At 69.0% G+C, this 20,872-nt stretch carries 27 protein-coding genes; 10 read left to right on the top strand and 17 right to left on the bottom strand.

Annotated elements, in window-relative coordinates:
* Positions 1-51: 51 nt before the first annotated feature.
* The gene (locus M8C17_RS20050) at positions 52-549 is read left to right on the top strand and encodes a YcxB family protein (RefSeq protein WP_252418163.1); all 498 of its coding nucleotides are present in this window, start codon (positions 52-54) and stop codon (positions 547-549) included.
* Positions 550-644: 95 nt separating this feature from the next.
* On the opposite strand, the gene M8C17_RS20055 is transcribed toward M8C17_RS20050, so the two are convergent.
* The 3 genes from M8C17_RS20055 to M8C17_RS20065 form a co-directional block, all read right to left on the bottom strand.
* Positions 645-1,361, bottom strand: coding sequence for an alpha/beta fold hydrolase (locus tag M8C17_RS20055; protein WP_252418048.1), 717 nt, complete (start codon positions 1,359-1,361; stop codon positions 645-647).
* Between the two features lie 128 nt (positions 1,362-1,489).
* Positions 1,490-1,813: an aldo/keto reductase gene (locus M8C17_RS20060; RefSeq protein WP_252418049.1), complete on the bottom strand. Its 324-nt coding sequence runs from the start codon at positions 1,811-1,813 to the stop codon at positions 1,490-1,492.
* 114 nt (positions 1,814-1,927) lie between these two features.
* Positions 1,928-2,596, bottom strand: coding sequence for a ThuA domain-containing protein (locus M8C17_RS20065; RefSeq protein WP_252418050.1), 669 nt, complete (start codon positions 2,594-2,596; stop codon positions 1,928-1,930).
* A gap of 180 nt (positions 2,597-2,776) precedes the next feature.
* Between M8C17_RS20065 and M8C17_RS20070 the strand changes: the two genes are divergently transcribed.
* Both M8C17_RS20070 and M8C17_RS20075 read left to right on the top strand, forming a co-directional pair.
* Positions 2,777-3,112 (top strand): helix-turn-helix transcriptional regulator, encoded by a 336-nt coding sequence (locus M8C17_RS20070; RefSeq protein WP_252418051.1) that lies wholly within the window; start codon positions 2,777-2,779, stop codon positions 3,110-3,112.
* Positions 3,109-3,801 carry a nitroreductase family protein gene (locus M8C17_RS20075; RefSeq protein WP_252418052.1) on the top strand — a complete coding sequence of 231 codons (693 nt, stop codon included), beginning with the start codon at positions 3,109-3,111 and terminating at the stop codon, positions 3,799-3,801. Before M8C17_RS20070 ends, M8C17_RS20075 begins: the two co-directional genes overlap by 4 nt.
* A gap of 44 nt (positions 3,802-3,845) precedes the next feature.
* Here the strand turns inward: M8C17_RS20075 and M8C17_RS20080 are convergent, their stop codons facing one another.
* The 4 genes from M8C17_RS20080 to M8C17_RS20095 all read right to left on the bottom strand — a co-directional run bounded on the left by M8C17_RS20080 (position 3,846) and on the right by M8C17_RS20095 (position 6,912).
* Entirely contained in the window at positions 3,846-4,688 is an 843-nt protein-coding gene (locus M8C17_RS20080; protein ID WP_252418053.1) for an MBL fold metallo-hydrolase, read from the bottom strand.
* A 103-nt stretch (positions 4,689-4,791) separates the two neighbouring features.
* A complete protein-coding gene (locus M8C17_RS20085) occupies positions 4,792-5,274 on the bottom strand; it encodes a nuclear transport factor 2 family protein (RefSeq protein ID WP_252418054.1) in 483 nt (160 codons plus the stop codon).
* Positions 5,264-5,947, bottom strand: coding sequence for a pyridoxamine 5'-phosphate oxidase family protein (locus tag M8C17_RS20090; protein ID WP_252418055.1), 684 nt, complete (start codon positions 5,945-5,947; stop codon positions 5,264-5,266). The genes M8C17_RS20085 and M8C17_RS20090 overlap by 11 nt, the downstream gene beginning before the upstream one ends.
* Before the next feature lie 62 nt (positions 5,948-6,009).
* Positions 6,010-6,912: an alpha/beta fold hydrolase gene (locus M8C17_RS20095; protein WP_252418056.1), complete on the bottom strand. Its 903-nt coding sequence runs from the start codon at positions 6,910-6,912 to the stop codon at positions 6,010-6,012.
* A 232-nt stretch (positions 6,913-7,144) separates the two neighbouring features.
* Between M8C17_RS20095 and M8C17_RS20100 the strand changes: the two genes are divergently transcribed.
* Entirely contained in the window at positions 7,145-7,669 is a 525-nt protein-coding gene (locus M8C17_RS20100; protein WP_252418057.1) for a CGNR zinc finger domain-containing protein, read from the top strand.
* 87 nt (positions 7,670-7,756) lie between these two features.
* On the opposite strand, the gene M8C17_RS20105 is transcribed toward M8C17_RS20100, so the two are convergent.
* The 6 genes from M8C17_RS20105 to M8C17_RS20130 all read right to left on the bottom strand — a co-directional run bounded on the left by M8C17_RS20105 (position 7,757) and on the right by M8C17_RS20130 (position 10,702).
* A complete protein-coding gene (locus M8C17_RS20105; RefSeq protein ID WP_252418058.1) occupies positions 7,757-8,401 on the bottom strand; it encodes an alpha/beta fold hydrolase in 645 nt (214 codons plus the stop codon).
* An 89-nt stretch (positions 8,402-8,490) separates the two neighbouring features.
* Positions 8,491-8,931: a hypothetical protein gene (locus tag M8C17_RS20110; protein ID WP_252418059.1), complete on the bottom strand. Its 441-nt coding sequence runs from the start codon at positions 8,929-8,931 to the stop codon at positions 8,491-8,493.
* A gap of 9 nt (positions 8,932-8,940) precedes the next feature.
* Positions 8,941-9,204: a hypothetical protein gene (locus M8C17_RS20115; protein WP_252418060.1), complete on the bottom strand. Its 264-nt coding sequence runs from the start codon at positions 9,202-9,204 to the stop codon at positions 8,941-8,943.
* Positions 9,201-9,686: a hypothetical protein gene (locus M8C17_RS20120; RefSeq protein ID WP_252418061.1), complete on the bottom strand. Its 486-nt coding sequence runs from the start codon at positions 9,684-9,686 to the stop codon at positions 9,201-9,203. Before M8C17_RS20120 ends, M8C17_RS20115 begins: the two co-directional genes overlap by 4 nt.
* Positions 9,683-10,018 (bottom strand): hypothetical protein, encoded by a 336-nt coding sequence (locus tag M8C17_RS20125; RefSeq protein WP_252418062.1) that lies wholly within the window; start codon positions 10,016-10,018, stop codon positions 9,683-9,685. Before M8C17_RS20125 ends, M8C17_RS20120 begins: the two co-directional genes overlap by 4 nt.
* Positions 10,019-10,042: 24 nt before the next feature.
* The gene (locus M8C17_RS20130; protein ID WP_252418063.1) at positions 10,043-10,702 is read right to left on the bottom strand and encodes a DJ-1/PfpI family protein; all 660 of its coding nucleotides are present in this window, start codon (positions 10,700-10,702) and stop codon (positions 10,043-10,045) included.
* 75 nt (positions 10,703-10,777) lie between these two features.
* On the opposite strand from M8C17_RS20130, the gene M8C17_RS20135 reads away from it, so the two are divergent.
* Positions 10,778-11,794, top strand: coding sequence for a GlxA family transcriptional regulator (locus tag M8C17_RS20135; RefSeq protein ID WP_252418064.1), 1,017 nt, complete (start codon positions 10,778-10,780; stop codon positions 11,792-11,794).
* A gap of 36 nt (positions 11,795-11,830) precedes the next feature.
* On the opposite strand, the gene M8C17_RS20140 is transcribed toward M8C17_RS20135, so the two are convergent.
* Complete coding sequence (locus M8C17_RS20140; RefSeq protein WP_252418065.1) at positions 11,831-13,132, bottom strand: vanadium-dependent haloperoxidase; 1,302 nt, start codon at positions 13,130-13,132, stop codon at positions 11,831-11,833.
* Positions 13,133-13,336: 204 nt separating this feature from the next.
* Between M8C17_RS20140 and wrbA the strand changes: the two genes are divergently transcribed.
* From wrbA to M8C17_RS20155, 3 genes are all read left to right on the top strand, one after another.
* Entirely contained in the window at positions 13,337-13,945 is a 609-nt protein-coding gene (wrbA, locus tag M8C17_RS20145) for an NAD(P)H:quinone oxidoreductase (protein WP_374558710.1), read from the top strand.
* Between the two features lie 327 nt (positions 13,946-14,272).
* Positions 14,273-14,755, top strand: coding sequence for a glycoside hydrolase family 97 N-terminal domain-containing protein (locus M8C17_RS20150; RefSeq protein WP_252418067.1), 483 nt, complete (start codon positions 14,273-14,275; stop codon positions 14,753-14,755).
* Positions 14,756-14,811: 56 nt separating this feature from the next.
* Positions 14,812-16,047 (top strand): low temperature requirement protein A, encoded by a 1,236-nt coding sequence (locus tag M8C17_RS20155; RefSeq protein WP_252418068.1) that lies wholly within the window; start codon positions 14,812-14,814, stop codon positions 16,045-16,047.
* A 20-nt stretch (positions 16,048-16,067) separates the two neighbouring features.
* Here the strand turns inward: M8C17_RS20155 and M8C17_RS20160 are convergent, their stop codons facing one another.
* Positions 16,068-16,676 (bottom strand): TetR/AcrR family transcriptional regulator, encoded by a 609-nt coding sequence (locus M8C17_RS20160; protein ID WP_252418069.1) that lies wholly within the window; start codon positions 16,674-16,676, stop codon positions 16,068-16,070.
* Between the two features lie 163 nt (positions 16,677-16,839).
* Between M8C17_RS20160 and M8C17_RS20165 the strand changes: the two genes are divergently transcribed.
* Both M8C17_RS20165 and M8C17_RS20170 read left to right on the top strand, forming a co-directional pair.
* Positions 16,840-17,400: a hypothetical protein gene (locus M8C17_RS20165; protein WP_252418070.1), complete on the top strand. Its 561-nt coding sequence runs from the start codon at positions 16,840-16,842 to the stop codon at positions 17,398-17,400.
* Position 17,401: 1 nt separating this feature from the next.
* Positions 17,402-18,823, top strand: coding sequence for an NAD(P)/FAD-dependent oxidoreductase (locus tag M8C17_RS20170; RefSeq protein WP_252418071.1), 1,422 nt, complete (start codon positions 17,402-17,404; stop codon positions 18,821-18,823).
* Between the two features lie 101 nt (positions 18,824-18,924).
* Here M8C17_RS20170 and M8C17_RS20175 read toward each other — a convergent pair whose 3' ends face one another.
* Both M8C17_RS20175 and M8C17_RS20180 read right to left on the bottom strand, forming a co-directional pair.
* Positions 18,925-19,863: a hypothetical protein gene (locus tag M8C17_RS20175; RefSeq protein WP_252418072.1), complete on the bottom strand. Its 939-nt coding sequence runs from the start codon at positions 19,861-19,863 to the stop codon at positions 18,925-18,927.
* Positions 19,864-19,875: 12 nt separating this feature from the next.
* On the bottom strand, positions 19,876-20,838 hold the full coding sequence (locus tag M8C17_RS20180) for a hypothetical protein (protein WP_252418073.1): 963 nt from the start codon (positions 20,836-20,838) through the stop codon (positions 19,876-19,878).
* Between the last annotated feature and the right edge of the window lie 34 nt (positions 20,839-20,872).

The raw sequence follows: 20,872 nt of genomic DNA on the forward strand, positions 1-20,872 counted from the left end.
CAGGGCGGGCGTCAGGCGCTGCCAGGGGCGGGTGGGCACTATCGTTCTGGCGTGCACATCCGTTTTGACGTCCCAGCCGATCCCGCCTACCCGGGCCGCGTGGCCGCTGCACTCGCCAGTGCTCGGCTGCGCACGTTCGGCTATATCGGCGCCGTGCTGGCGGCGATCGGCGCGATCGGTCTCGCCGTCTCCCGGGGGTTCGCGTGGGGCGAGCAGATCTCGCCGCTGTGGTTGGCGATGATCGTGGGTGGTGTGCTGTCGATGCTGTACTCGCCATGGGTGCGGTTGCGCGCCCGGCGCCGCTCCAGTCGCTACGCGGTCGAGGGCGCCTACGACATCACCGACGACAACATCATGATGCGCAGCGGCTCAGAGTCCGGTGGCATCGCCTGGGACGGAGTCGCCCAGGTGAGGGACACCCCTGACTTCTGGATCGTGTACGTCGGCCGGATGCCGGCGACCGTGATCCCACGCCGGTTGATGTCCGCCGAGGATGCCGAGACGTTGCGAGCCTTTATGGCCGAACGTGGGCTGCTCCGACTTCGGTGAACTCATGTGCCGCGGGCCGCGGGTCCTGGACTGGCGGGTAGCGACGCGCGCACTTCACGCTGCGGGGTAAACGGGGCACTGCCAGGGCGGCTGGCTCAGGCGGCCAGGATGGCGTCGGCCACGGCGTCCGGGTGGGTAAGCATGCCCTCGTGTGTCCCGGCGACCATGACCGGTTCGAGTCCAAGCCGGGCGGCGAACTCGGCCCCGGGTCGAGGCAGTGCGTGGTCGTGCTCACCGAGGACGTACCGGGCGGGAAGACCGAGGGCGGCGAAGTCCGGTACGTCGGGCGCGTCCAGGAAGTAGGCGCCGGGGTGGGGGGTCAGCAGCTCTGCGAGCAGGCGTTGCGCGTCCTCCGCGACGTCCTGCATGAAGGACTGCCGGACGAACTCCACCGTCGGCGGGATGGCATTGTCCGGCGCGGACTCGATCAGGTCGCGGAGGAACGCCGCGATCTCCGGCGGATTGTCGTCCGCCATCGAGCCGCCGGGCACCGGAACCTGCGCGTTGTAATAGACCATCGTGGAGATCCGGTCGGCCAGCCGGTGAGCGGCGGCGGTCATCGGGTAACCCGCCCAGCTGTGACCGACCAGGGTCACCCCGGTGAGCTCTCGCCGTTGCACCTCATCGATCACGTGGTCCACCGCGTCCCGGAGCCGCAGCCCGGCCCGATCATCGCCGTCTGCCAGTCCGGGCAGTGTGAGGGCCACCGCCCGATGCCCGGCGGCGCGTAGGCGCCTAGCCACCGGCCACCAGGACCACCCGCCGTGCCAGGCACCGGGTATCAGCAGGTAGGTCGACGGCTGTGTACGCATGAGGCACTCCAGGGTGTGTGGTTGAAGGGCTTGGCGGGAGGACACACGAGGATCGGAGATCGCGGCGGTCCAGGGCGGTGGCGGTGCCCGCCCCGCCGGCACCAGGGGTGCCGACGGGGCGGCATCGGCTAGGAGTTGGCGGGCTGCTGGGGGAGGCGGCCGGGTGCCACCTCGGCCTGAAGCCAGGCGGGGTACGCGACCGGCGGGGCGCTCACCGCGTCGAGGTCGGCCAGGTCGGCAGGGGTGAGCGTGACGTCCAGCGAGCCGAGGTTGTCGATCAGCTGTGCCGGACGCCGAGCGCCCACGATGGCGCTGGTCACGCCGGGCTGGGCGAGCACCCAGGCGATCGCAATCTGCGCGACGCTGGCCCCGTGCCGCTCGGCGAGCGTCATCGCCCCGAGTGCGATGCGGGAGACGAAAAGACCGGTGTTGCCTAACGTCGCGTACTGCACTGTTTGTCCGTTGCTTGAAGGGGGTGACCGCTCAAATTGCGAGCGGGCAGCTGGTGATGGCTCTTGCGACGGACCGGTCCGGCGCCGGGCCGGAGCTTGAAGACGACGAGGTGGTCAGATGTGGTGCCGGAGCCAGGACACGGCCCGCCTGAGCAGGGCGATGTGTCCCGGCGACTCGTACGACCTGAGGTCGTGGCCGAGGCCGTCGTAGATCACCCGGCTGCTGCCGACGGTGCGTGCCCAGATGAGCGGGTGGGTGACGCCGTTCTCCGTGTGGACGTAGAGCGGCTCACTGTCTCCGTCGTCGATCAGATCCAGGTTGGTGAAGCGCTCGTCGTAGACCTCGAAGTCGCCGAGTCCATCGACGATCGGGTGGTCGACGTCGCTGCGCCGGATGAGGGTCTGGCCGATCGGCGGGTGGAAGGTTCTGTCGTAGTCCCAGACGGCGCCGATCGTGGAGTGCCAGCTGTGCAGGCCCGGGAAGGCGATTGTCGCGCTGTGGGTGGCGAGCAGGTTGCCGCCGCGGGCGAGGAAGGCGTCAAGGATGCGGGCAAAGTCGTCGTCCTCGGGGATCGGCGCCGAGCGGTTGGCGCTCGCGTTGACGACCAGCAGGCCGACACTGTTGAGGGCGGCGTCGAGCTGACCGACAGACGTCACGGTCGTCACGGAGTTCGCGTCGCCGACGATCTCGGCGATCTTTGCGCTGGTCTCAGCCAGTGGGTGCCACGGGTCGGCGTGCGGGCCTTCTCCGCTGAAAATGATGGTGTCGACGGGCTGCGTCATGATGCTCCGATCCTGCTTGTCAATGCCAAGGTGACTGGCCCACGTACGGCCGCGTGAGCGAGCGCCCTGCCGATCGTCGACCGCTGCGAGAGGCGGTCCAGGTGGGTACGGGCCCGGGGCGCTCGGGCGTCAGATTTCGATGATTCCCGAAATCACGAAATGAACGGTAGCATGGCGCCCATGAGAGCTCTGCATCATCCCGACCTTGCCGCAGTCGACCTGGCCACGCTGCTCAACGCGCTCGCCGACCCGGTCCGCTTGAGCGTCGTACGGCAGTTGGCGCAGTCGGGTGGTGTCGTCTGCGGTAAGTTCGAGGCGCTGTCCGAGGTGAGCATGTCGACCCTTTCGCACCACCTGAAGGTCCTGCGTGAGGCCGGTGTCCTCCGCGTCACGCCGAACGGGAGCTTTCGCCGTCACGAACTGCGTGCCGACGAGATCAACGATCGGTTCCCCGGGCTGCTTCCTGCGGTCACCGCCAACCTGGGCGTCTACGAGAGTGCGGGAGCGCTGGCATGACCGACTCCGGATCGGCACCGCGGAGTTCCGCGGGCAGGCTCGGCCTGTCCGCCGACGAGGTCCTGACCACGACCCGCGCCGTGCGCAAGCGTCTCGACCTGGGGCGCCCTGTGCCGCGCCACGTGATCGAAGAGTGCCTGCGCATAGCCATGCAAGCGCCGAGCGGCCGGAACAGGCAGCGCTGGGACTTCATCTTCGTCGAGGACGAGCGGACCCGGGTGGCCGTCGCGGATCTGTGGCGGCGCGGCCTGATGGCCCCGCCGCCGGCTTCCGGGGCGGCCGGCCCCGCCTTCAGCCGCATGGACTTCGCCTCAACCGAGTGGAGTCGCATCGCCGGCAGCCTGCAACACCTCGCCGAACACCTGCACGAGGCACCGCTGCTCCTCATCCCGTGCCTGCGCGTCGAGTCGCGCGCCGAACTTGACAGCGTCCGTGGGCAGGCCGGTGCCTGGGGTTCGGTCATACCGGCGTTCTGGAGTTTCATGCTGGCCGCGCGCGAACGCGGGCTCGGCACCGCGTGGACCACGAGTCATCTCAGCTACGAGCAGGAGATGGCCGACCTGCTCGGCATCCCGTACGACACCGTCGTGCAGGTGGCCCTCACGCCGGTGGCCTACACCCTGGGCACGGACTTCAAGCCTGGGCCTCGGGCCGAACCGGCCGGGTTCGCCCATTGGGATCGTTGGTAGGACGCCGACCGGGCGGGCCCTCGTCCGGATCCGGCGATTCCTTGTCAGATGGTCGCCGAATTGCCGGGCCGGAGGTCGACGAGCACGTCAGTCAAGCCCGCCTCTTCGAAGGCGCGCACGACGTCGTCGGCGTCCTGGGTGTAGTGCCCCCACCCGTCCTGGTGCACCGGCACCACCGCCCGGACACCGAGCAGGGCCGCCGCTCGCGCTGCCAGTTCTGCGCTGAGGGTGAGGAGCCCCTCGCCGCGTACCGCGATCCGGGCCGCGCCGAGGTTGAGAATCGCGATCTCTATCGCTGGGAACTGCTCCGCGACGACCGCCACGACGTCCAATGAGGCATTGTCACCGCTGACGTAGACCGTCGGCCAACCATTCGCCTCCAGCACGAATCCGATGACCGGGCCGTTGACCACGCCGATCTCCGGCGTGCCGTGCAGCGCCGGAACCGCCGTGACGCGGATGTCGCCGACTTCGGCGTGCTCGAACGGCCGGAGGCCGACGGAACGAGGGCCGAGATTCTTTGCTCCCGCCTTGGTGGTGAACACCCGTTGGGCCTGGCGTGCGTACTCCCGTCCGGAGATGTCGAGGTTGTCGATGTGGTGCTCGTGCGATACGAGCACGACATCGACCTGATCGAGGTCCTCAGGCGGCGCGCTCGGGCCGCTCAGCTTGGTCGCGGTGACCGGACCGTTCTGGTACGTCCGCGGTCCGTCGAAGGTCGGATCCAACACGATCCGAGAGCCCGCGTAGTCGAGGACGGCCGTCGGCCCGCCGATGGTGCGCACGGTCAGCGTGTTCATGGTGCTCTCCTTGGTTTTCCTGTTTGTCGGCGTCAGGCCGCAGCCGGCTTTCTGCGGTGGACCCGCGGCGATCCCGCCTCGCTCCACGGGGCTCGTTCGCACGAGGTGCGCAGCCTTGCTTGTGTCCCGAGGCTCCGCCACCGCCTGCTGGGGACCCTGGGGTCATCCCGCCGGGCACCCGGTGGCTGTGTCACCGAAGCGGGATGTCGGTGTCGCTCCCAGGCAACTTCCGGCCGTGGATGCGACGCTCGTCCGCCGTGATGGGGACGTCGTTGATGCTGGCTTCGCGGCGGGTCATGTAGCCGCGATCGTCGAACTCCCACTGTTCGTTGCCGTAGCTGCGCCACCATTGGCCGGTGGCGTCGCGCCACTCGTACTGGAACCGTACGGCGATGCGGTTCTGGTGGAACGCCCAAAGCTGTTTACGCAGGACGTAGTCGAGTTCGCGTTCCCACTTTCCCGTCAGGAACGCTTCGATCTCGTCGCGGCCGGTCAGGAAGGTCGAGCGGTTGCGCCAGGTGCTGTCGGGTGTGTAGGCGGCGGCGACGCGCTGGGGGTCGCGGCTGTTCCAGGCGTCTTCGGCGGCCTGAACCTTGATTCGAGCGGTGTCGGCGGTGAACGGGGGCAACGGGTGTCGCAGCGGTCGGGTGGTGTCGTCGGCGTCAGTGCTCATGGCTGTCCCGGTCTCGGCGCTGGTTGGGGAGGGCGCGGCATCGCAGTTGCTCGCGTAGGGCGTGGTTGTCTGCGCGGAGGCGGGCTAGTTCGTCGCGCATCGGTGCGAGCGCGTCCGAGAGTTCCGCCTCGCTGAAACGAGGTGTGATGTGTTGGGGGCAGTTCCAGTCGTAGCCCTGCACGTCGACGGTGATCAACCGTTCCACCTTGCCCAGTTGCCCGGGCACGCTGAGCCCTTCCATCAGGTCCTCGGGCGTACGGTCCCGCACGTCGGTCACGTGGGCCGTGCCGATGATTTTGAGGCGCCGTTGGTGGGCGTAGTCCATGAGCAGCAGTGATACCCGCGGTGAGGTGCCGAGGTTGCCGACCGACAGATACTGCCGGTTGCCGCGCAGGTCGGCCCAGGCGAGGACGCTGTGCCCGTCGACGGGGTCGAGGACGTGCAGGAAGCCGGGTGGGCCGCCGCGGTGCTGCAGGTACGGCCAGCCGTTCTCGCTGACGGTGGCAAGGTAGAAGCTGTCACGTTCGGCGATGAAGGTGGCCTCACTGGCACCGAGCATTGCGTCGGTGTCCCAGCCGGCGACCATACGCTGGATGGCGGGTCGGCTGCCGTAGCGCTGTTGCGCCGCGGCCACCGACGGAGTGGTCAGTTCTTGCAGGTAGCGATGTGGCATGACGTCTTCCGGGTTGTGGGCCGGGACTGGCGGCGACGGCAGACGCCAGGCAGACGGATGGGTCAGGGCAGGGTTCGGCCGAGGAAGCCGCGAATGAGCGCCGTGATCTCCTCGCCGTGGGTCTCGAGGGCGAAGTGGCCCGCGTCGAGCAGGTGCAGCTCGGCGTCGGGGACATCTCGGGTGTAAGCGCGGGCACCGTCGGCGCCGAAGATCTCGTCGTGTTCCCCCCAGACGATCAGAGTCGGGGGGCGATGGGTGCGGAGGTAGTCCTGGAAGGCGGGGTAGGCGTCAAGGTTGAACTGGTAGTCGTAGAAGAGCTGTAGCTGGACTTCGTTGTTGCCGGGCCGGTCCAGCAGCGCCTGGTCCAAGGCCCAGGTGTCCGGGGTGAGTCGATCGAGGCGGTCGGTGGGCACACCATGCGTGTACTGCCACCGCGTGGCCTCCGGCCGCAGAAGCCTCCGGACCGCGGCTTCGTTGGCGGCGCGGTCCTTCGCGTGGGCGAACAGTACGTCCCAGAACGGAGTGAATCCCTCGGTGTAGGCGTTCCCTGACTGCACGATCAGAGCGGTGACCCGGTGTGGTTGACGTGCGGCGATCCGCAGGCCGATCGGAGCGCCGTAGTCCTGGATGTAGAGCGCGAACCGGTTCAGGCCCAGCTGGTCGAGCAGGCCGAGGGTGACCTGGGTGAGATTGTCGAACGAGTAGTCGAACTCGGTGACCGGCGGGGCGTCGGAGTAACCAAAGCCGATGTGGTCCGGCGCGATGAGGTGGTAGGAGTCGGCGAGGTCGACGATCAGTCGGCGGAACATGTGCGACGACGTGGGAAAGCCGTGCAGCAGCACGATTGTGGGCGCTTGCGGGTCACCGGCCTCGCGGTAGAAGACGGTACGCCCCTCGACGGTCGCGGTGCGGTGATGAACGACCCGCTCGCCGGCCGTGCCGACGGGATCTGCAGCGGTACTCATGGTGCTCCTTCTGTTCCTGAACGGCCGGGACGGCAGGCCATCACCAGAGATCGGCGCCCTCGGCGCGTGTGCTCGTTGGCCGACAGCGGCCTGAACAGGGCGAACGACACAAGCAGCCCCGAAGAGATGCAAATGCCCCACGCGATCTAACCGTCTTAAGCGCCTTGACTGGTAAGACAGTACGACCCTGCGGCTAACCTGTCAAACGGCTAACGGTGGTAAGGTCGGTGGCATGACGCGGCGACCGCTGGTGGGCGAACCCCTCGCACTTGACCTGGTCAACACCCAGTGGGTCGAGCGCGGCCGCATGGTCGACCTGTTCGACGAACCCGGCGGACTACGGGGATGGCTCGCCGAGCACCAACTCCCAGGCGACCCCACAACGGTGGAGATTCCGGTGCGCCAGGCGCGTTCGGCGCTGCGCCGCATCCTGGAGCAGCCCGGCGAGGACGCCGAACGAGGGATCAATGAGATCCTCACCCGCGGTGTCGTGCGCTACACGCTCGGACAGGCGACGGTGCACGAGCACCATGACGTCGACGCCGACTGGCTTCCCTCCTGGCAGGCGGTCACCAACTACCTGGACCTATTGCGCCAGCAACCCACCCGAATCCGACGCTGCGGCAACCCCGCCTGCGTCTTGCACTTCTACGACACGTCGCGCAACGGCACCCGGCGCTGGTGCTCCATGGATGGTTGCGGCAGTCGCGCCAAAGCCGCCCGCCACTACCAACGCCACCGCACACCCAACGGGTAGCCGCATGAAGAACGCCGCAACCGACAAGGGGGCGGAGCGACCTGGGGCGCTGAGTGTCCGTGTTGTGGGAGGGGCTGGCAGCGGCCTTCAGTCGAGCAGGTACGCGTTCAGTCGGTCAGCGAGTTGCTTCGGGTGGCTGAGTGCCACTGAGTGGCACCCGTCGATTTCGTCCGGGGTGGCACCGAGCCGGTCGGCGGCCACCCGGCGCTGAAAGTCCGCCGTGAAGAACCGGTCGTCGCGGGCGACGAGGACCTTCGTCGGCACGTCCGGCCAGGCGTCCAGGGGCCACGGCTCGTTCCCTTCCGCGCTGACCTGGTCCCGGCTGTGCGCCGCTGCCTCCGCGACGATCTCGGCCGGCACACCGTTGTAGAACTGCTGCTCCTCGCTGAGCCCTTCCGCGCCGCGGTAACCGGTGTTGCCCCACCAGTCCGCGGGCCTCTCACCGGGCGCCGGGACCATCGGAGTGAGCAGGACGATCAGCCGCACAGGCAACCTGTCTGCGATCAGCGGCGCGGTGAACGCACCATAGGAGTGTCCGACGACCACAAGGTCGCTCCGGTCGCCGACAGCGTTGAGGACCGTTGCGCAGAACTCGTCAAACCCGGCCGAGCTGTCCTCGATCGGCAGTTCCGGCACCACCACGTCGTGGCCGCGGTTGGTCAGCTCAGGGACCAGAAGGTGCCAGTCCCAAGCGCTGCCCCCGCCGCCGTGGATCAGAACGAAAGTCGCCATGACCCGAAGCCTCACAGCCCGGTACGACAACCCGCCACTCGGCCGGCTGGCCACGCCAGGCAGCGCTGGTGGTGGCTCGGGTCCACCGGTCAGCGGCGGCCGGTGGCCAGGGCGACGAGGTACTGTCCGCCGCCTGCGTCGACGCTTGCCGTCACCGGCAGTCCGGGCACCAGCCGGGAGAACCGGTCGACCAGCCAGTCCGCCGTCTCCTGGGCGTCCTTCCTGCTCGCACAGCGGGCGACCAGCTCACGGCCACCCTTGCGTTCGAGTCGCTCCGCGACGGTGATCAGCGGCGCGGGCTCCACCACGTGCAGACGGTCCGGCCAGGCGATGACCACCTTGACCGCGCCCTTGCGAGTGTTGCAGGCACGGTGCGCGAGTCGCTCGGCGACCTTGGCCTTCCTGTCGGCGGTGCGGCTGTCGACGCTGGGACCACGCGGGTCGTTCACCGACATGTCGGCGTCGACCGGCTCGTCGCACACCCAGCACCGCCAACTGTCACGCCTGCCGACGTCATCGAGGAGACTCATCCGAGCAAACTAGCCTGTCAGCCCCCGGTCAGCGGCAGCCCTGGCCGCGAGGAGGCCTCCGATCCCGGGGATGAGCGCGAGCAGCCACACCCGGTGGCGCCGTTCCATCACGAGGATGGCCGTGATGACCGTGGCGGTGTAGGCAAGCCCGTGCACAGGACCGAGGACACGTGAGACGTCCGGCAGGTGGACGGTGACGACGTTCATGAGCATCAGCACGAGGGTCACGAGTTCCGCCGTGCCGACGATCTGCAGGACGCGACGCGGGCTCACAGTCCGACTCCCGTGGTCGAGCCGGGACGGTAGATCATCAGGACGACGACGATCGCCCAGAGCAGGTTGAACACGCCCGTCAGCATCCCGAGGCGGCGTGCCATCCCGTCGGGCGCCACCTCGCGGGCGTCCTCCACGCCCGTGTCGAGCACGCCGACGACGCGCCTCTGACCAGGCAGGATGAACGCCACCAGCACCGCGGCCGCAGCGGCAGTCAGGATCATGGACACGATCAGCCAGGTGTCGCCGAGCACGCCGATACTCGCGCCCGTAGCGAGGCCGAACACCGGAACGAGCACGCCGATCACCGCGTAGACGCGCGTGATGCGGTGCAGGATCCGCACCGCAACAGCCGTCCTCGGGTCGCCGGGTGCCGCGAGGGCGAGACGCGCGTAGCGCGGGAACATGCTCGCCGCGATGGCGACCGGGCCGATCGCGAGAATGGCCGCGAGCACATGGACCGAGAGCAGGAACGCACTCACGCGCCGATCCGCTCGCCGGTCACGCGCGTCCGGGGCAGACGCCCGGCACGGGACTCGCCGGAGAGGGTGTCGCCGTCGACGATGACGTCGTAGTCGAGGTTGAGTCGCAGCGGCTTGGTGATGCTCTGCCGCCAGGTGACGCGCTGGCCGGTTGGCTCGTCGTCGATCACGACGTCCGTGAGGGGGATGGTCTCGCCAGCGCCGGTCGCGCTGCCGGCGACCACGCCGTCCTCTTCCTCGAAGTGGTATTCGGCCTCGATGGTGCCGACGGGCGTCTTCATGCGCAGCAGCCAGGTGCCGGCGATGGTGTTCATCTGCTTGGTGACCTTCATTGTCGGAGGGGCCGGGTGGATGGGTCAGGCCGCAAGCTGACCGGTGGTCTTCCAGGTGGTCCCGCGACGCTCGTACTCGAACAGCTCCTCCACGGCGTGCGCGGTCTGCGAGCCGAAGTCACGGTCGAGCAGGTAGAGGGCCACGTCGAGGCCCGACGTGACGCCGCCGCCACTGATGAGGTCGCCGTCGTCCACCACGCGAGCGCGGATGGCGTTCACCCCCGTGGCGTCGAGCATGTCGATGCCGAGCCCGTGCGTGGTCGCGGTGCGGCCCTCGAGGAGACCGGCCAACGCGAGTGCGAGTGATCCCCCGCAGAAGGCCGCGACGGTGATGTCCGGGTTGTCGAGCGCGCGACGGATCAGGGGCATGGCGTCGCTCGACGCGAACCGGCCCAGGAGTACGGGGATGGTCTCGACTCCGGCGTCCGGGTCTCCGTCGAGGGGGCCGACCGCCCCGGGGACAACCACGTAGCCGGGTGCGTCCGGGTCGAGTGTGGCGGTGGCCGTCAGGGTGATCCGCGGATTGCCGGATCGCACCACGCCGGGGCCGCTCGCGCTGACGAGCTCCACCGCGAGCGCGCCACCGAGCAGATCGCTCCCGGCGGTAAGCACTTCGAACGGGGCGACGACGTCGAGCGGGTCGAACCCGTCGAAGAGCACGAACTGGGCGTGGAGATGAGGCATGAAGGATCCCCTCGGTGGACGTTCCCTCCATGTTTGCGATCCACCGCAGGGGACGCCAATGGCTGTCGGGACAGAATGCGCCTGTATCTGGCCACCCCGCGAAGTGCTTATCCTGTAGGGGTGTACACCGTCGTCGTGCTCGCGCTCCCCGATGCGATTGCCTTCGATATGGCCACCCCTATCGAGACCTTCGGGCGGGTACGCCTGCCGGACGGCCGCCCGGGATACCGGCTCGTCGTCGCCGGGCACGAGCCGTCCGTCCAGGCCGGTCCGCTGCGCCTGACCGTTGATGAGGACCTGGACGCGATCGAGCGCGCAGACCTCGTCATGGTGCCCGGACGGAACGACCCGTTGCGGCCGTCGCCGCCCGCTGTCCTCGCAGCCCTGCGGGCCGGAGCGGAGCGCGGGACCCGAATCGCGTCGATCTGCGTCGGCGCGTTCACGCTGGCCGAGGCGGGCCTGCTCGATGGTCGAGACGCGACGACCCACTGGCTCGCCGCCGACGAGCTAGCCCGACGGCATCCCGCTGTCCGGATGAACCCCGACGTGCTCTACACGGACAACGGGAGCATCCTGACGTCGGCCGGAGCCGCGTCCGGCCTCGACCTGTGCCTGCACATCGTCCAGCGCGACTACGGGGTGGCCGTCGCGGCGGACGCCGCCCGCCTTGCCGTCGCGCCGCTGCACCGGCCGGGAGGGCAGGCGCAGTACATCGTTCGGAACCGCCCGACGCGCCGGATGTCGACTCTGGGACGAGCGCTCTCGTGGATCGAGGCGAACGCGCACCGGGACCTCACGCTCGCGGACATCGCCGCCGCGGCCGGCATGAGTGTGCGCACGTTGACACGTCGATTCAAGGACGAGACAGGGCAGAGCCCCATGCAGTGGGTGTCGGGGGTACGCATCCGTCACGCGCAGGACCTGCTTGAAACCACCGACCACACCGTCGACCGGATCGCTGCCCAGACCGGGTTCCCCACGACGAGCAACTTCCGTTCCCAGTTCGGGCAACTCCTCGGCGTCACGCCCGGCGCGTACCGTAGGGTCTTCCGTCCGCAGGCGTCGGGTGAGGCCGACCGCCGGGATCGGTAGCCCACGCCTGCGGGGGCACATGAGCCTGCCGCGCGACTACCTCAGGGGGCGGAAGTAGTGCCGGACCGCGTAGCGGTAGACCTCCTCACCGAGTTTCGCCCCCTCGACGTCAGCACTGCGGAAGTGGACGCCGCCCCAGACGCGCGCGCCGATGAGCTCGTTGAGCGCTTGCGAGAAGCTGGTGAACTGCCTGGTCGTACCGGAGTCGACGCTGGATCCGCTGAACGCGATGTCGTCCCGGCCGAAGAAGTGCCGGTACAGCGACATCCGCGCGCCGGTGCCGCAGGCGTGGCCGGAGGGGTACTCGGGGAAGGGGGGCGTCACGAGCAACGACTGCCAGCCTGGGTCGGCGGTCGTCCTCGGGTTGCCGTCGGTGTCGGCCAGTTGGATCGCCGTAATTGGACGCCAGTAGCTCCACAGGTCCTTCTGGCTGAAGCACGCCACGCCTGAGTCGGCCACGATGAGGTCGGTCATCGCGAAGAAGCGCGCGGTCTGCAGGGCGTCCAACTGCTGGGCGGTGGCGAGCTGGCGCTTGATCTCCCAGGACGCGGAACGCCGGTCGTGCCACCAGATCGCGGCCTCCGTCTGGTCCCGGCTGCGCACCGTGCTCGTCGCCGAGCCGAATTCCTTCACCTCGTCGAGGTCGCGGGTGTACGCGTCGCTGGTCAATCGTGGCGGCTCGGGTGTGCGGACCATCGACGCCCGAGGGATGAGGAACGGCCGCATGTGCCCGGTCCACGCGCCCTGGGACAGGAACAGCGGCGGCGTGGGTCGCCACTGGCCGGGCCGTGTCCCGTTCTTCCACTGCTGGTCGCCGAACGCGCCGTCGTCCTGCCGTGCGGTGACCATCGCGGCCGCGGCTCGTGCCCCGATCGTGATGCCGCCCTGCTTCGACCGCCCGTCGGGAACCGTGGCGAGAGCCGCGTCGTACTGCGCCCGGAGCCGCTCCCGCTGACCGGGGAAGAGGGCGGCCAGCACGGTGTGGGCGGCGGCGGCGACGGCAGCGTCCGTCGACTCGGTGCCGCGCGACGGCGGTGCGACGAGGTACGGCTGGTACGGGGTGCCGGCGATCGCGTTCAGTGCGTCGTAGACGGCTCCGCTCACCATCGCGAAGCTGCGCACCTGCTCGTTGGGTTGCTGAGCCGCGACGTCCCAGATCGCCGTCTGGGCATTGAGGTCCCATGTGACGACCGGATTGGCGGAGCCGGTGCCGGAGGTCGCGGCTGCGGCGTAGGGCGCCGGCCCGGTCATCGTGGAGGCGACCAGCGAGCCGAGCGCGATGGTCGCGGGAATGATGCGTGACCAGATCGCACGGCGTCTGTGGCTGCGGCTCGTCATGATCTCCCCGTCGGCAGGTTGTCGATGCTGGCTGTCGAGAGCACGCGACGTACGAAGCGGAATCGATGACTGTCGAACATAGCATCGCCCGGCCTCGATGGTTGCCCCTTCGGTCGCCTCCCGGTGGCGGCCGCCTCGCCGACGTTGCTACAGTCGGGTTGTTGCTGAAGCAAATTTATCGTCAGCAACTACTTTGTCGAAAGGATGCCTTCGATGACCAAGCTCTCCGTCATCTACTACTCCTCGACCGGTACGGTCCACGCCATGGCCAGGCGGCTCGCCGAGGCTGGCGAGAAGGCCGGGGCCGAGGTGCGTCTGCGCCAGGTTCCGGAGCTTGCCCCGGAGGAGGCCATCGCCTCCAACGCCGCCTGGAGCCAGCACTTCGACGCCACGAAGAACGAGGCGAAGGCGACCGCCGACGACGTCGTCTGGGCCGACGCGGTGCTGTTCGGCACTCCCACCCGCTACGGCAACGTCTCCAGCCAGCTGAAGCAGTTCATCGACACCCTCGGCCCGCAGTGGGGGCAGGGGCTGCTGGCCGACAAGGTGTACGCCGGCTTCACCGCATCCATGACCGCGCACGGCGGCCAGGAGTCGACGCTCCTGGCGCTCTACAACACGATCCACCACTTCGGCGGTCTGGTCGTCGCCCCCGGCTACACCGACCCGTTGAAGTTCGGCGACGGCAACCCGTACGGCGTCTCGCACGTCACCGGCGGCGGCAACGACGCTCCGCTGGGCGACGCTCAGCTCAACGCCCTCGACCACATGGCTCAGCGGGTTGTCAAGATCGCGGGCAAGCTCAGCGCCTGACAGTCGTACGAGCCCGCAGGAGGCCAAGGGCCGGTTTCCCGTGCTGGGAGACCGGCCCTGGCCTGCCTCGCCGGGACTCGAGGCTGACCTCACGCTGACCGGAATCTGTCGGACGTCATGGGCTCAACCGGACCGATGTCATGCGCTGATCGTCCCTGTGGAAAGGACCGTTGGCATGTCCCGCTGCCGGACGGCCTGTCAGACAGAAGCGAATCGTCCAGGCTTCGAGTTCGAATGAACATTCCCGGCGGGCCGCCGCGAACCTAGCGTCGGAACCCGCCGTGCAGGGGATCCGCCCGCTCGGTTCCCGCACGGCACGGAGACGATGTGGTCAACGAGATCGGCACGACGGCGCTGCCCGAGCGCCTCGAGCCCGAGGTGGAGACGCGAGCGGACGCCGTCGTTCTGCGCGTACGACGCGACGGACGGACCGTCCTCGACGGGGTCCGGCTGGGCATCCGCGTCGGCGGCGTCGACCTGGACGTCGGTTCGGTCCTCCTGCGCTCCCGACGCCGCGACGTCACCGGTGAGTGGACCGCCTGGTCCGGCAAGGCCACGGGAACCCACCGTTACGCGCATCGTGAGACGGTCCACGAGCTGCGCCACGCCAGTGGCCTCGAGTGGCAGATCCACGTCAGGGCCGGTGCGGACGGGGTGGCCGTCCGCTACGTGCTCGCCCGCCTGGAGGGCCACGGCCGCCTCGACGCCGACCGCACCCGGCTCACCTTCGACGCCGACGCCCGCGTGTGGGCGCTCGACTACCAGACCTGGTACGAGACGCCGCGCTTCGGCGCCGACGTCGCCAGCTGACGCAACCCCTCCGGCGGCCGACTCGTTGGTGCGACAGGGGCGGACGGAGGCGGACGATGGCGGCGGGACCCGGTGCCGCACTGCTGCGCCCGCCCACGAGTTCGGGCCGCGCCACCTTCCTGGAGCTCTTCTTCGACCTGGCCTTCGTTGTTGCCCTCACCCGGGTCTCGCAGCGATTCGCCGAGCTGAACGATGACACCGGCTGGGCGCTCGTCGAAGGGTTCGGTCGTACCCTGCTGCTCTTCCTGGCGCTCTGGCTGATCTGGTCACACACCACCTGGATCACCAGTCGCTACGAACCAGAGCGGTCGATCATCCAGGCCGTCGTGGTCGGCACCATGTTCGCCGGCCTGGTGATGGCGGTGACGCTGCCCCGCGGCATGGAGGAGCGAGCGCTGCCGTTCGCGGTCGCGTACCTGATGGTGATGCTGGTGCGGCCGCTGGTGGTCGCCGCCGCGCTGCGTGGCCATCCACGACGGCTGGTGCCCTTCCGGCTTGCCGCATGGGCCGCGGCGAGCGCGCCGCTCTGGCTGGCCGGCGCGTTGGGCCCCGACCGGCTTCGCCTGCCGCTGTGGGCTGCCGCCCTGGCTGTCGACTACCTCGCCTGGGCCCTGGGCTGGCCGCTGCCGTGGCTCGGGGCCTCAGCGGTGGGCCGCTGGCGGATCGCCGGGCCGCATCTCGCCGACCGTCATCAGCAGATGTTCCTCATCGCGCTCGGTGAGTCGATTCTGGTCATCGGCATGGTCTTCAGCGGCACGGACTACTCCGAGGAGCGGGCGGCCGCCTTCGGGGTCGCGTTCGCCACCAGCGCGCTGCTCTGGCGGATCTACTTCCACCGCGCCGGTCTGCTGCTGACCGAGGCGTTGGGTCGGGCGGGTATGCCCGGGCGGTTGGGTACGGCGTCGGAACGGACGCATTTGCTGATCGTGCTCAGTGTGCTCGTCACCGCGGTCGGCTACGAGTTGGTGATCGATGAGCCGTTCGGGCCGCCGCGACCCAGCTGGCTCCTGTTCGTGGTGGGCGGTCCGGTGCTCTTCCTCGTTGCCCGGATGCGGCTGGAGTACGAGATCTTCGGCCGGGCCTCCCGATCCCTGGTGATCGGGTTGGTGGCCCTGCTGCTGTTCACGTTGGCGTTGACCCGCTGGGCGCCGATGGTCGGGCTGAGCGTGGTGGCCGGCGTGCTGGCCCTGGTCGCGCTCCTCGACGCGTTGCGGAACCGGGGACGGCCGCTGGAGGTTTCCACCTCGCCGATCGGGCGGGAGGCATCCGGCGATCGGGACTCCGAGGCGTGACCGCGCGGCCGTGCACAGTGCTAGCGGGCGGATTCGGTCGACTGGCGCTCGGTATTGATCCGCAGGAGTCCCTCGATCCCCTGCAGGAAGGTCTCGGACACCAACACGGGATCGAAAAGGCATCCGGCCGCCATGGCGCCGTCGCGGAGCATGACGAAGTGGCGCGCGGCGGGATCCGCCGTTTCCTCGTGCACCTGCGCCATCAGCGTGGTGAGCGTGTCCAGGAACCATTGCCGGTGGGCGATGATCTCCTGGCGTACGGGATGGTCGGTCTCGGGATACTCGGCCGCGGCGTTCAGGAAGGCGCATCCACGGAACCCGGGGGACTGGATGGTCTGAGCGACGGACCCGGCAATGGCCAGGAGCTGGTCGACCGCCGACGGGTTGGTGGCGATGGCCGCGTCGATCGACCCGCGATCCAGCTGATGGACATCACGCAGGTAGGCGAGGATGAGGTCTTCCTTGCTGGGGAAGTGCCGGTAGAAGGTGGCCCGGGTCACTTTCGCCTCGGCGATGATCCGGTCGACGCCGACGGAGTGGATGCCCTCCGCGTAGAAGATCCTGGTGGCCGTGGTGAGGAGCCGGAGTCGTGCCTCGGAGGGCCGGATGTCGGGTTCGCGGCGGGTCATACCCCCATCTTAGCGAACAGAACGTTCGGTCTGGAGACGCGCAAGGGGTCGTGTCGGACCTCCCACCCAGCAGATAGAACGTTCAGTCTTGACATCTTGAGGTCGGCTCGCGATACTGAACATGACAGAACGTTCGTTCTCCTCAAGCCCCTGAAGGGTCACCGTGGCCACCATTGCTGCCTCGCCCGGCATCTCCCAGACCGCTTCCGCACTGCGGCGGCTGTACTTCACCCGCTTCGCGTTCGCCATCGTGTGGGCACTCGTGACGATCGCGACCGCCAAGGAGATCGGCCCACTCACGGTGGTGCTGTTCGTGCTCTACCCGCTGTTCGACGTGGGTGCCGCCATCTACGACCTTCGCTCGTCGCGCACCACCGGCTCGCCGACCCTGCTGTACGTGAACATCGCGGTCAGCCTGATCACCGCCGTCGGCGTGGGTGTCGCCTGCGCGTCCGGCGTCCCCGCTGTCCTGCGGGTCTGGGGTGCCTGGGCGATCGTGGCCGGGCTGGTCCAGCTGATCGTGGGTGTCACTCGCCGCGGGATGGGCGGCCAGTGGCCGATGATCATCAGTGGTGGCATCTCGGTTCTGGCTGGTGGGTCCTTCATCGCCGCGGCTTCCGCGGACAACCCGTCGCTGACCAACGCGGCTGGCTACGCCATCCCCGGCGCCATCTTCTTCCTCATCGCCGCCTTCCGCCTCGGCCGCACCGCGAAGGGCAACTGACATGACCACCATCGAGTACGACGTCGTCGTGATCGGCGCGGGTCCGGTCGGAGAGAACGTCGCCGACCGGGTCGTGCGGGGCGGCCTGACCGCCGCCATTGTGGAGCGGGAGTTGGTCGGCGGGGAGTGCTCGTACTGGGCCTGCATGCCGACCAAGGCGCTGCTGCGCAGCGCGTCGGCGTTGCGGGCGGCCCGCCAACTGCCGGGTGCGCGGGAGGCGGTGACGGGAAACCTGGACGCCGCCGCGGTGCTCGGCCGCCGGGACTCCTTCGCGTCGCACTGGAAGGACGACGGGCAGGTGTCCTGGCTCGAGTCGGCCGGGATCGCGCTGCACCGTGGGCAGGGGCGGATCCGTTCGGCCCGGGTCGTCGAGGTGACCGGCGTCGACGGTGTCACGACGAGGTTGACCGCCCGGCACGCGGTGGTCGTGGCGACCGGAAGCAGCGCTCTGCTGCCGGACATCCCGGGCCTGCGGGAGGCGGCGCCGTGGTCCAGCCGCGAGGCCGCCTCGGCCCGGTCGGTTCCCCACCGGCTCGCCATCATCGGTGGTGGCGTGGTGGCGGCCGAGATGGCGACCGCGTTCGCCGCTCTGGGGTCTTCGGTGACGGTGCTGGCCCGTGACGGTGTGCTGCCGTCGGTGGAGCCGTTCGCGGCTGAGTTGGTCACGGAGTCGCTGCGCGAGACCGGCGTGTCGGTACGCGTCGGCGCGGAGGCCGTCGCCGTCGACCGCGACGACAGCGGGGCGGTCCACATCCGGACCGCTGGTGGTGATCAGGTGGAGGCCGACGAGGTTCTCGTGGCGATCGGCCGTACGCCGAACACGCAGGACATCGGACTGGAGAGCGTTGGGCTGGCGCCGGGTGCCTGGCTGGCGGTCGACGACACTCTGCGCGTCGTCGGCGGCGGGGAGTGGCTGTATGCCGCTGGTGATGTGAACCGGCGGGTGTTGCTGACCCATCAGGGCAAGTACCAGGCGCGCGCGGTGGGCGACGTGATCGTGGCCCGGGCGAAGGGCGAGAGGGTCGAGGACGGCCGGTGGGGTCGGCACGTGGCGACGGCTGACGAGCGTGCGGTGCCGCAGGTGGTCTTCACCGACCCGGAGATCGCATCGGTGGGGCTGACCGCGGCTGCGGCCGAGGCGGCCGGACTGCGGATCCGGGTCGTGGACTACGACCTGGGCGCCGTTGCCGGCTCTTCCCTGCACGCCGACGGCTACAAGGGACACGCCCGCATGGTCGTCGACGAGGACCGGAAGGTGATCGTCGGCTTCACCCTCGCCGGCCCGGACGTCGCGGAGCTGATCCACGCCGCGACGATCGCCATTGTCGGCGAGGTCCCGCTGGACCGGCTGTGGCACGCGGTTCCGGCATACCCGACCGTCAGCGAGGTCTGGCTACGGCTGCTGGAGGCATACGGCCGCTGACGGTGAACAACCGAGCGCTCGTCCCGTCGCTGGTCGCGCCGGGGCGAGCCTGCCGTCCGCTCGCCGTGGATGCCGTCAACACCCACACGGATCTTCGGAACTCAGCTGGAAGCGGTCTCAGCGATCAGGTAGTTGGCGACCAGGTTCTCGGCCGAGAAGATGACCGGCCCCTCGTCGACGATGGCGCAGCCGCAGAGCTGCTGCACGGACCGGAAGCTGACATTGCCGCCCGACGGCACGTTCAGCTGCACCACGTCCGGCGGGACACCGGTCGTCAGCTGCGAGAAGTCGGGGGTGTCGTGCCCGATGGCGTTGATGCAGAACTGGCAGAAGAACGACTGGATCAGGAAGGCCGCCGCGCCCACCGGCGCGCCGCCCAGGCCCGGCAACTGGTCGACGACGTTCGTACCCCATGCCGGGTTGGGCAGGTACCCGAGGCCGAGGCCGAGATTATTTCCCGTCGTCGCGATCAGGGCGGCGTCAACGACACCGGTGAAGGCCGAGTCACCGGTCCAGATGCCGGACCCGACCACCGACAGGCTGGGAGTGGATGCGTACGGGTCGGGTGTGGCGCCCACCCCGGCGCCGATGCCGAGGAAGTCCGAGTCGTCCTCGGCGAACTGGTACGAGAAGCCGGCGATCGCCGCGGTGGCGTACATCGGGGGGCCGCCGGTGGACACCGGTGACGACGACGTGCCAGACGACATCTGGTCGACGGTGATGCCGTTCTGGTTCTGCAGGAACAGGCCGGGCGGGTTGGTGGAGCCGAGCCACGCGATGACCGCGACCTCGGCCCACGACCCGTCAAGGTCGACCTGGTCGAGGAGCATCTGCTGGTCGATGATGAGCGACGTGGTGCCGACGCCGGTGCCGTCGCGCGGGCGCAACGCGAGGCCGATCCGCTGGATGACCGTCCCCAGTTGCAGGGTTTGCAGGTTGAACTGCTGCAACGCGTAAGCGTAGGCACCGATCGTGCTCGGGAACGTGAATGTCGCCGAGCCGTTGCCGGTGATCATGCTGGTCTGGATGGCGATCGACACGATTTCCTCCGGTCAGGCGAACTGGGCGATCACGGACAGCGTCGCGCTGCTGTCCGAGCAGATGTAGTGGTGGGCCCCGGAATCCGGGTTGAACAGGTTGAGCACGACGCTTCCGGAGACGGTGGAGGCGCCGATGCTCAGGTCACCCGCCTGCATCACCTGGATCAGCTGGAACTCGGCGGTGTCGTCGTAGACGATGCTGACGTCCTGCAGCAGCAGCGCGGCTTGGGCGACCGACGAGTAGCCGGACGGAATGGTGAAGTCCACGAAGAACACTCCGGTCATGCCCTGCTGCCCCTCCGGAACGAGCCAGGTCACGCTCGCCGCCTGCACGTCGAATCCGACGAGATCGGTGCCGTAGGAGAGGAGCCCGACGTCGACCGTGCCGGTGGTCGAGAAGTTCGTCAGGCCGACGCTGCCGTTGACCGTCACCTGGTTGCCCACGGGAGACGCCACGCTCGACGCGAGTGTGAGCCCGCCGATCTCGCCGGTGCCGTCGCTTGCGGCGACGGAAAACCCGGAGAGGAAGGCCAGGCTTGTGGTGTTGTCCCCGATCGGGACGACCGACGAGTCCTGGCCGGAGGTCAGGCCGAAGGCTGTGGCACAGACCGGTGCCGACGTGTACGGCGTGCCGATCACCGCCAGCACGCTGACCTGCGCGACGCTGCCCGGGCCGCTGTCGGAGTTGGGCGGGTCGATGGCGCTGTCGCCGTCATAGTCGGTGAGCATGACGTTGCCGCCGACGGCGACGACGGTGCCGATCAGATTGGGGGTGAGTGACACCCCGACCGCGCCCGCGTCCTCCGCCCACCAGAGCGAGTTGGTCTGGTAGTTCAGGACGAAGCCGCTCATCGCGACGGCGTACGCCAGGATCTGCTCGCCGCTGTCGATGTCCGCGGTGAAGTCGAACACCACCGGCGAGGCGAACGGGTTCGCGTCGGGCATCGCCTGAGTGCGGACACTGAGATGGGCCACGTCTCTCCTCTACGGGGTGCCGCCCCCGATCAGG

The organism is Micromonospora sp. RHAY321, from assembly GCF_023896955.1.
Lineage (GTDB): Bacteria > Actinomycetota > Actinomycetes > Mycobacteriales > Micromonosporaceae > Micromonospora.

Coding starts and splice junctions, on each gene's coding strand:
- M8C17_RS20055 (WP_252418048.1), bottom strand. CDS start 1,361: ATGCGTACACAGCCGTCGACCTACCTGCTGATACCCGGTGCCTGGCAC.
- M8C17_RS20065 (WP_252418050.1), bottom strand. CDS start 2,596: ATGACGCAGCCCGTCGACACCATCATTTTCAGCGGAGAAGGCCCGCAC.
- M8C17_RS20070 (WP_252418051.1), top strand. CDS start 2,777: ATGAGAGCTCTGCATCATCCCGACCTTGCCGCAGTCGACCTGGCCACG.
- M8C17_RS20075 (WP_252418052.1), top strand. CDS start 3,109: ATGACCGACTCCGGATCGGCACCGCGGAGTTCCGCGGGCAGGCTCGGC.
- M8C17_RS20085 (WP_252418054.1), bottom strand. CDS start 5,274: ATGAGCACTGACGCCGACGACACCACCCGACCGCTGCGACACCCGTTG.
- M8C17_RS20090 (WP_252418055.1), bottom strand. CDS start 5,947: ATGCCACATCGCTACCTGCAAGAACTGACCACTCCGTCGGTGGCCGCG.
- M8C17_RS20095 (WP_252418056.1), bottom strand. CDS start 6,912: ATGAGTACCGCTGCAGATCCCGTCGGCACGGCCGGCGAGCGGGTCGTT.
- M8C17_RS20100 (WP_252418057.1), top strand. CDS start 7,145: ATGACGCGGCGACCGCTGGTGGGCGAACCCCTCGCACTTGACCTGGTC.
- M8C17_RS20105 (WP_252418058.1), bottom strand. CDS start 8,401: ATGGCGACTTTCGTTCTGATCCACGGCGGCGGGGGCAGCGCTTGGGAC.
- M8C17_RS20110 (WP_252418059.1), bottom strand. CDS start 8,931: ATGAGTCTCCTCGATGACGTCGGCAGGCGTGACAGTTGGCGGTGCTGG.
- M8C17_RS20125 (WP_252418062.1), bottom strand. CDS start 10,018: ATGAAGGTCACCAAGCAGATGAACACCATCGCCGGCACCTGGCTGCTG.
- M8C17_RS20130 (WP_252418063.1), bottom strand. CDS start 10,702: ATGCCTCATCTCCACGCCCAGTTCGTGCTCTTCGACGGGTTCGACCCG.
- M8C17_RS20135 (WP_252418064.1), top strand. CDS start 10,778: ATGCGCCTGTATCTGGCCACCCCGCGAAGTGCTTATCCTGTAGGGGTG.
- M8C17_RS20140 (WP_252418065.1), bottom strand. CDS start 13,132: ATGACGAGCCGCAGCCACAGACGCCGTGCGATCTGGTCACGCATCATT.
- wrbA (WP_374558710.1), top strand. CDS start 13,337: ATGCCTTCGATGACCAAGCTCTCCGTCATCTACTACTCCTCGACCGGT.
- M8C17_RS20155 (WP_252418068.1), top strand. CDS start 14,812: ATGGCGGCGGGACCCGGTGCCGCACTGCTGCGCCCGCCCACGAGTTCG.
- M8C17_RS20160 (WP_252418069.1), bottom strand. CDS start 16,676: ATGACCCGCCGCGAACCCGACATCCGGCCCTCCGAGGCACGACTCCGG.
- M8C17_RS20170 (WP_252418071.1), top strand. CDS start 17,402: ATGACCACCATCGAGTACGACGTCGTCGTGATCGGCGCGGGTCCGGTC.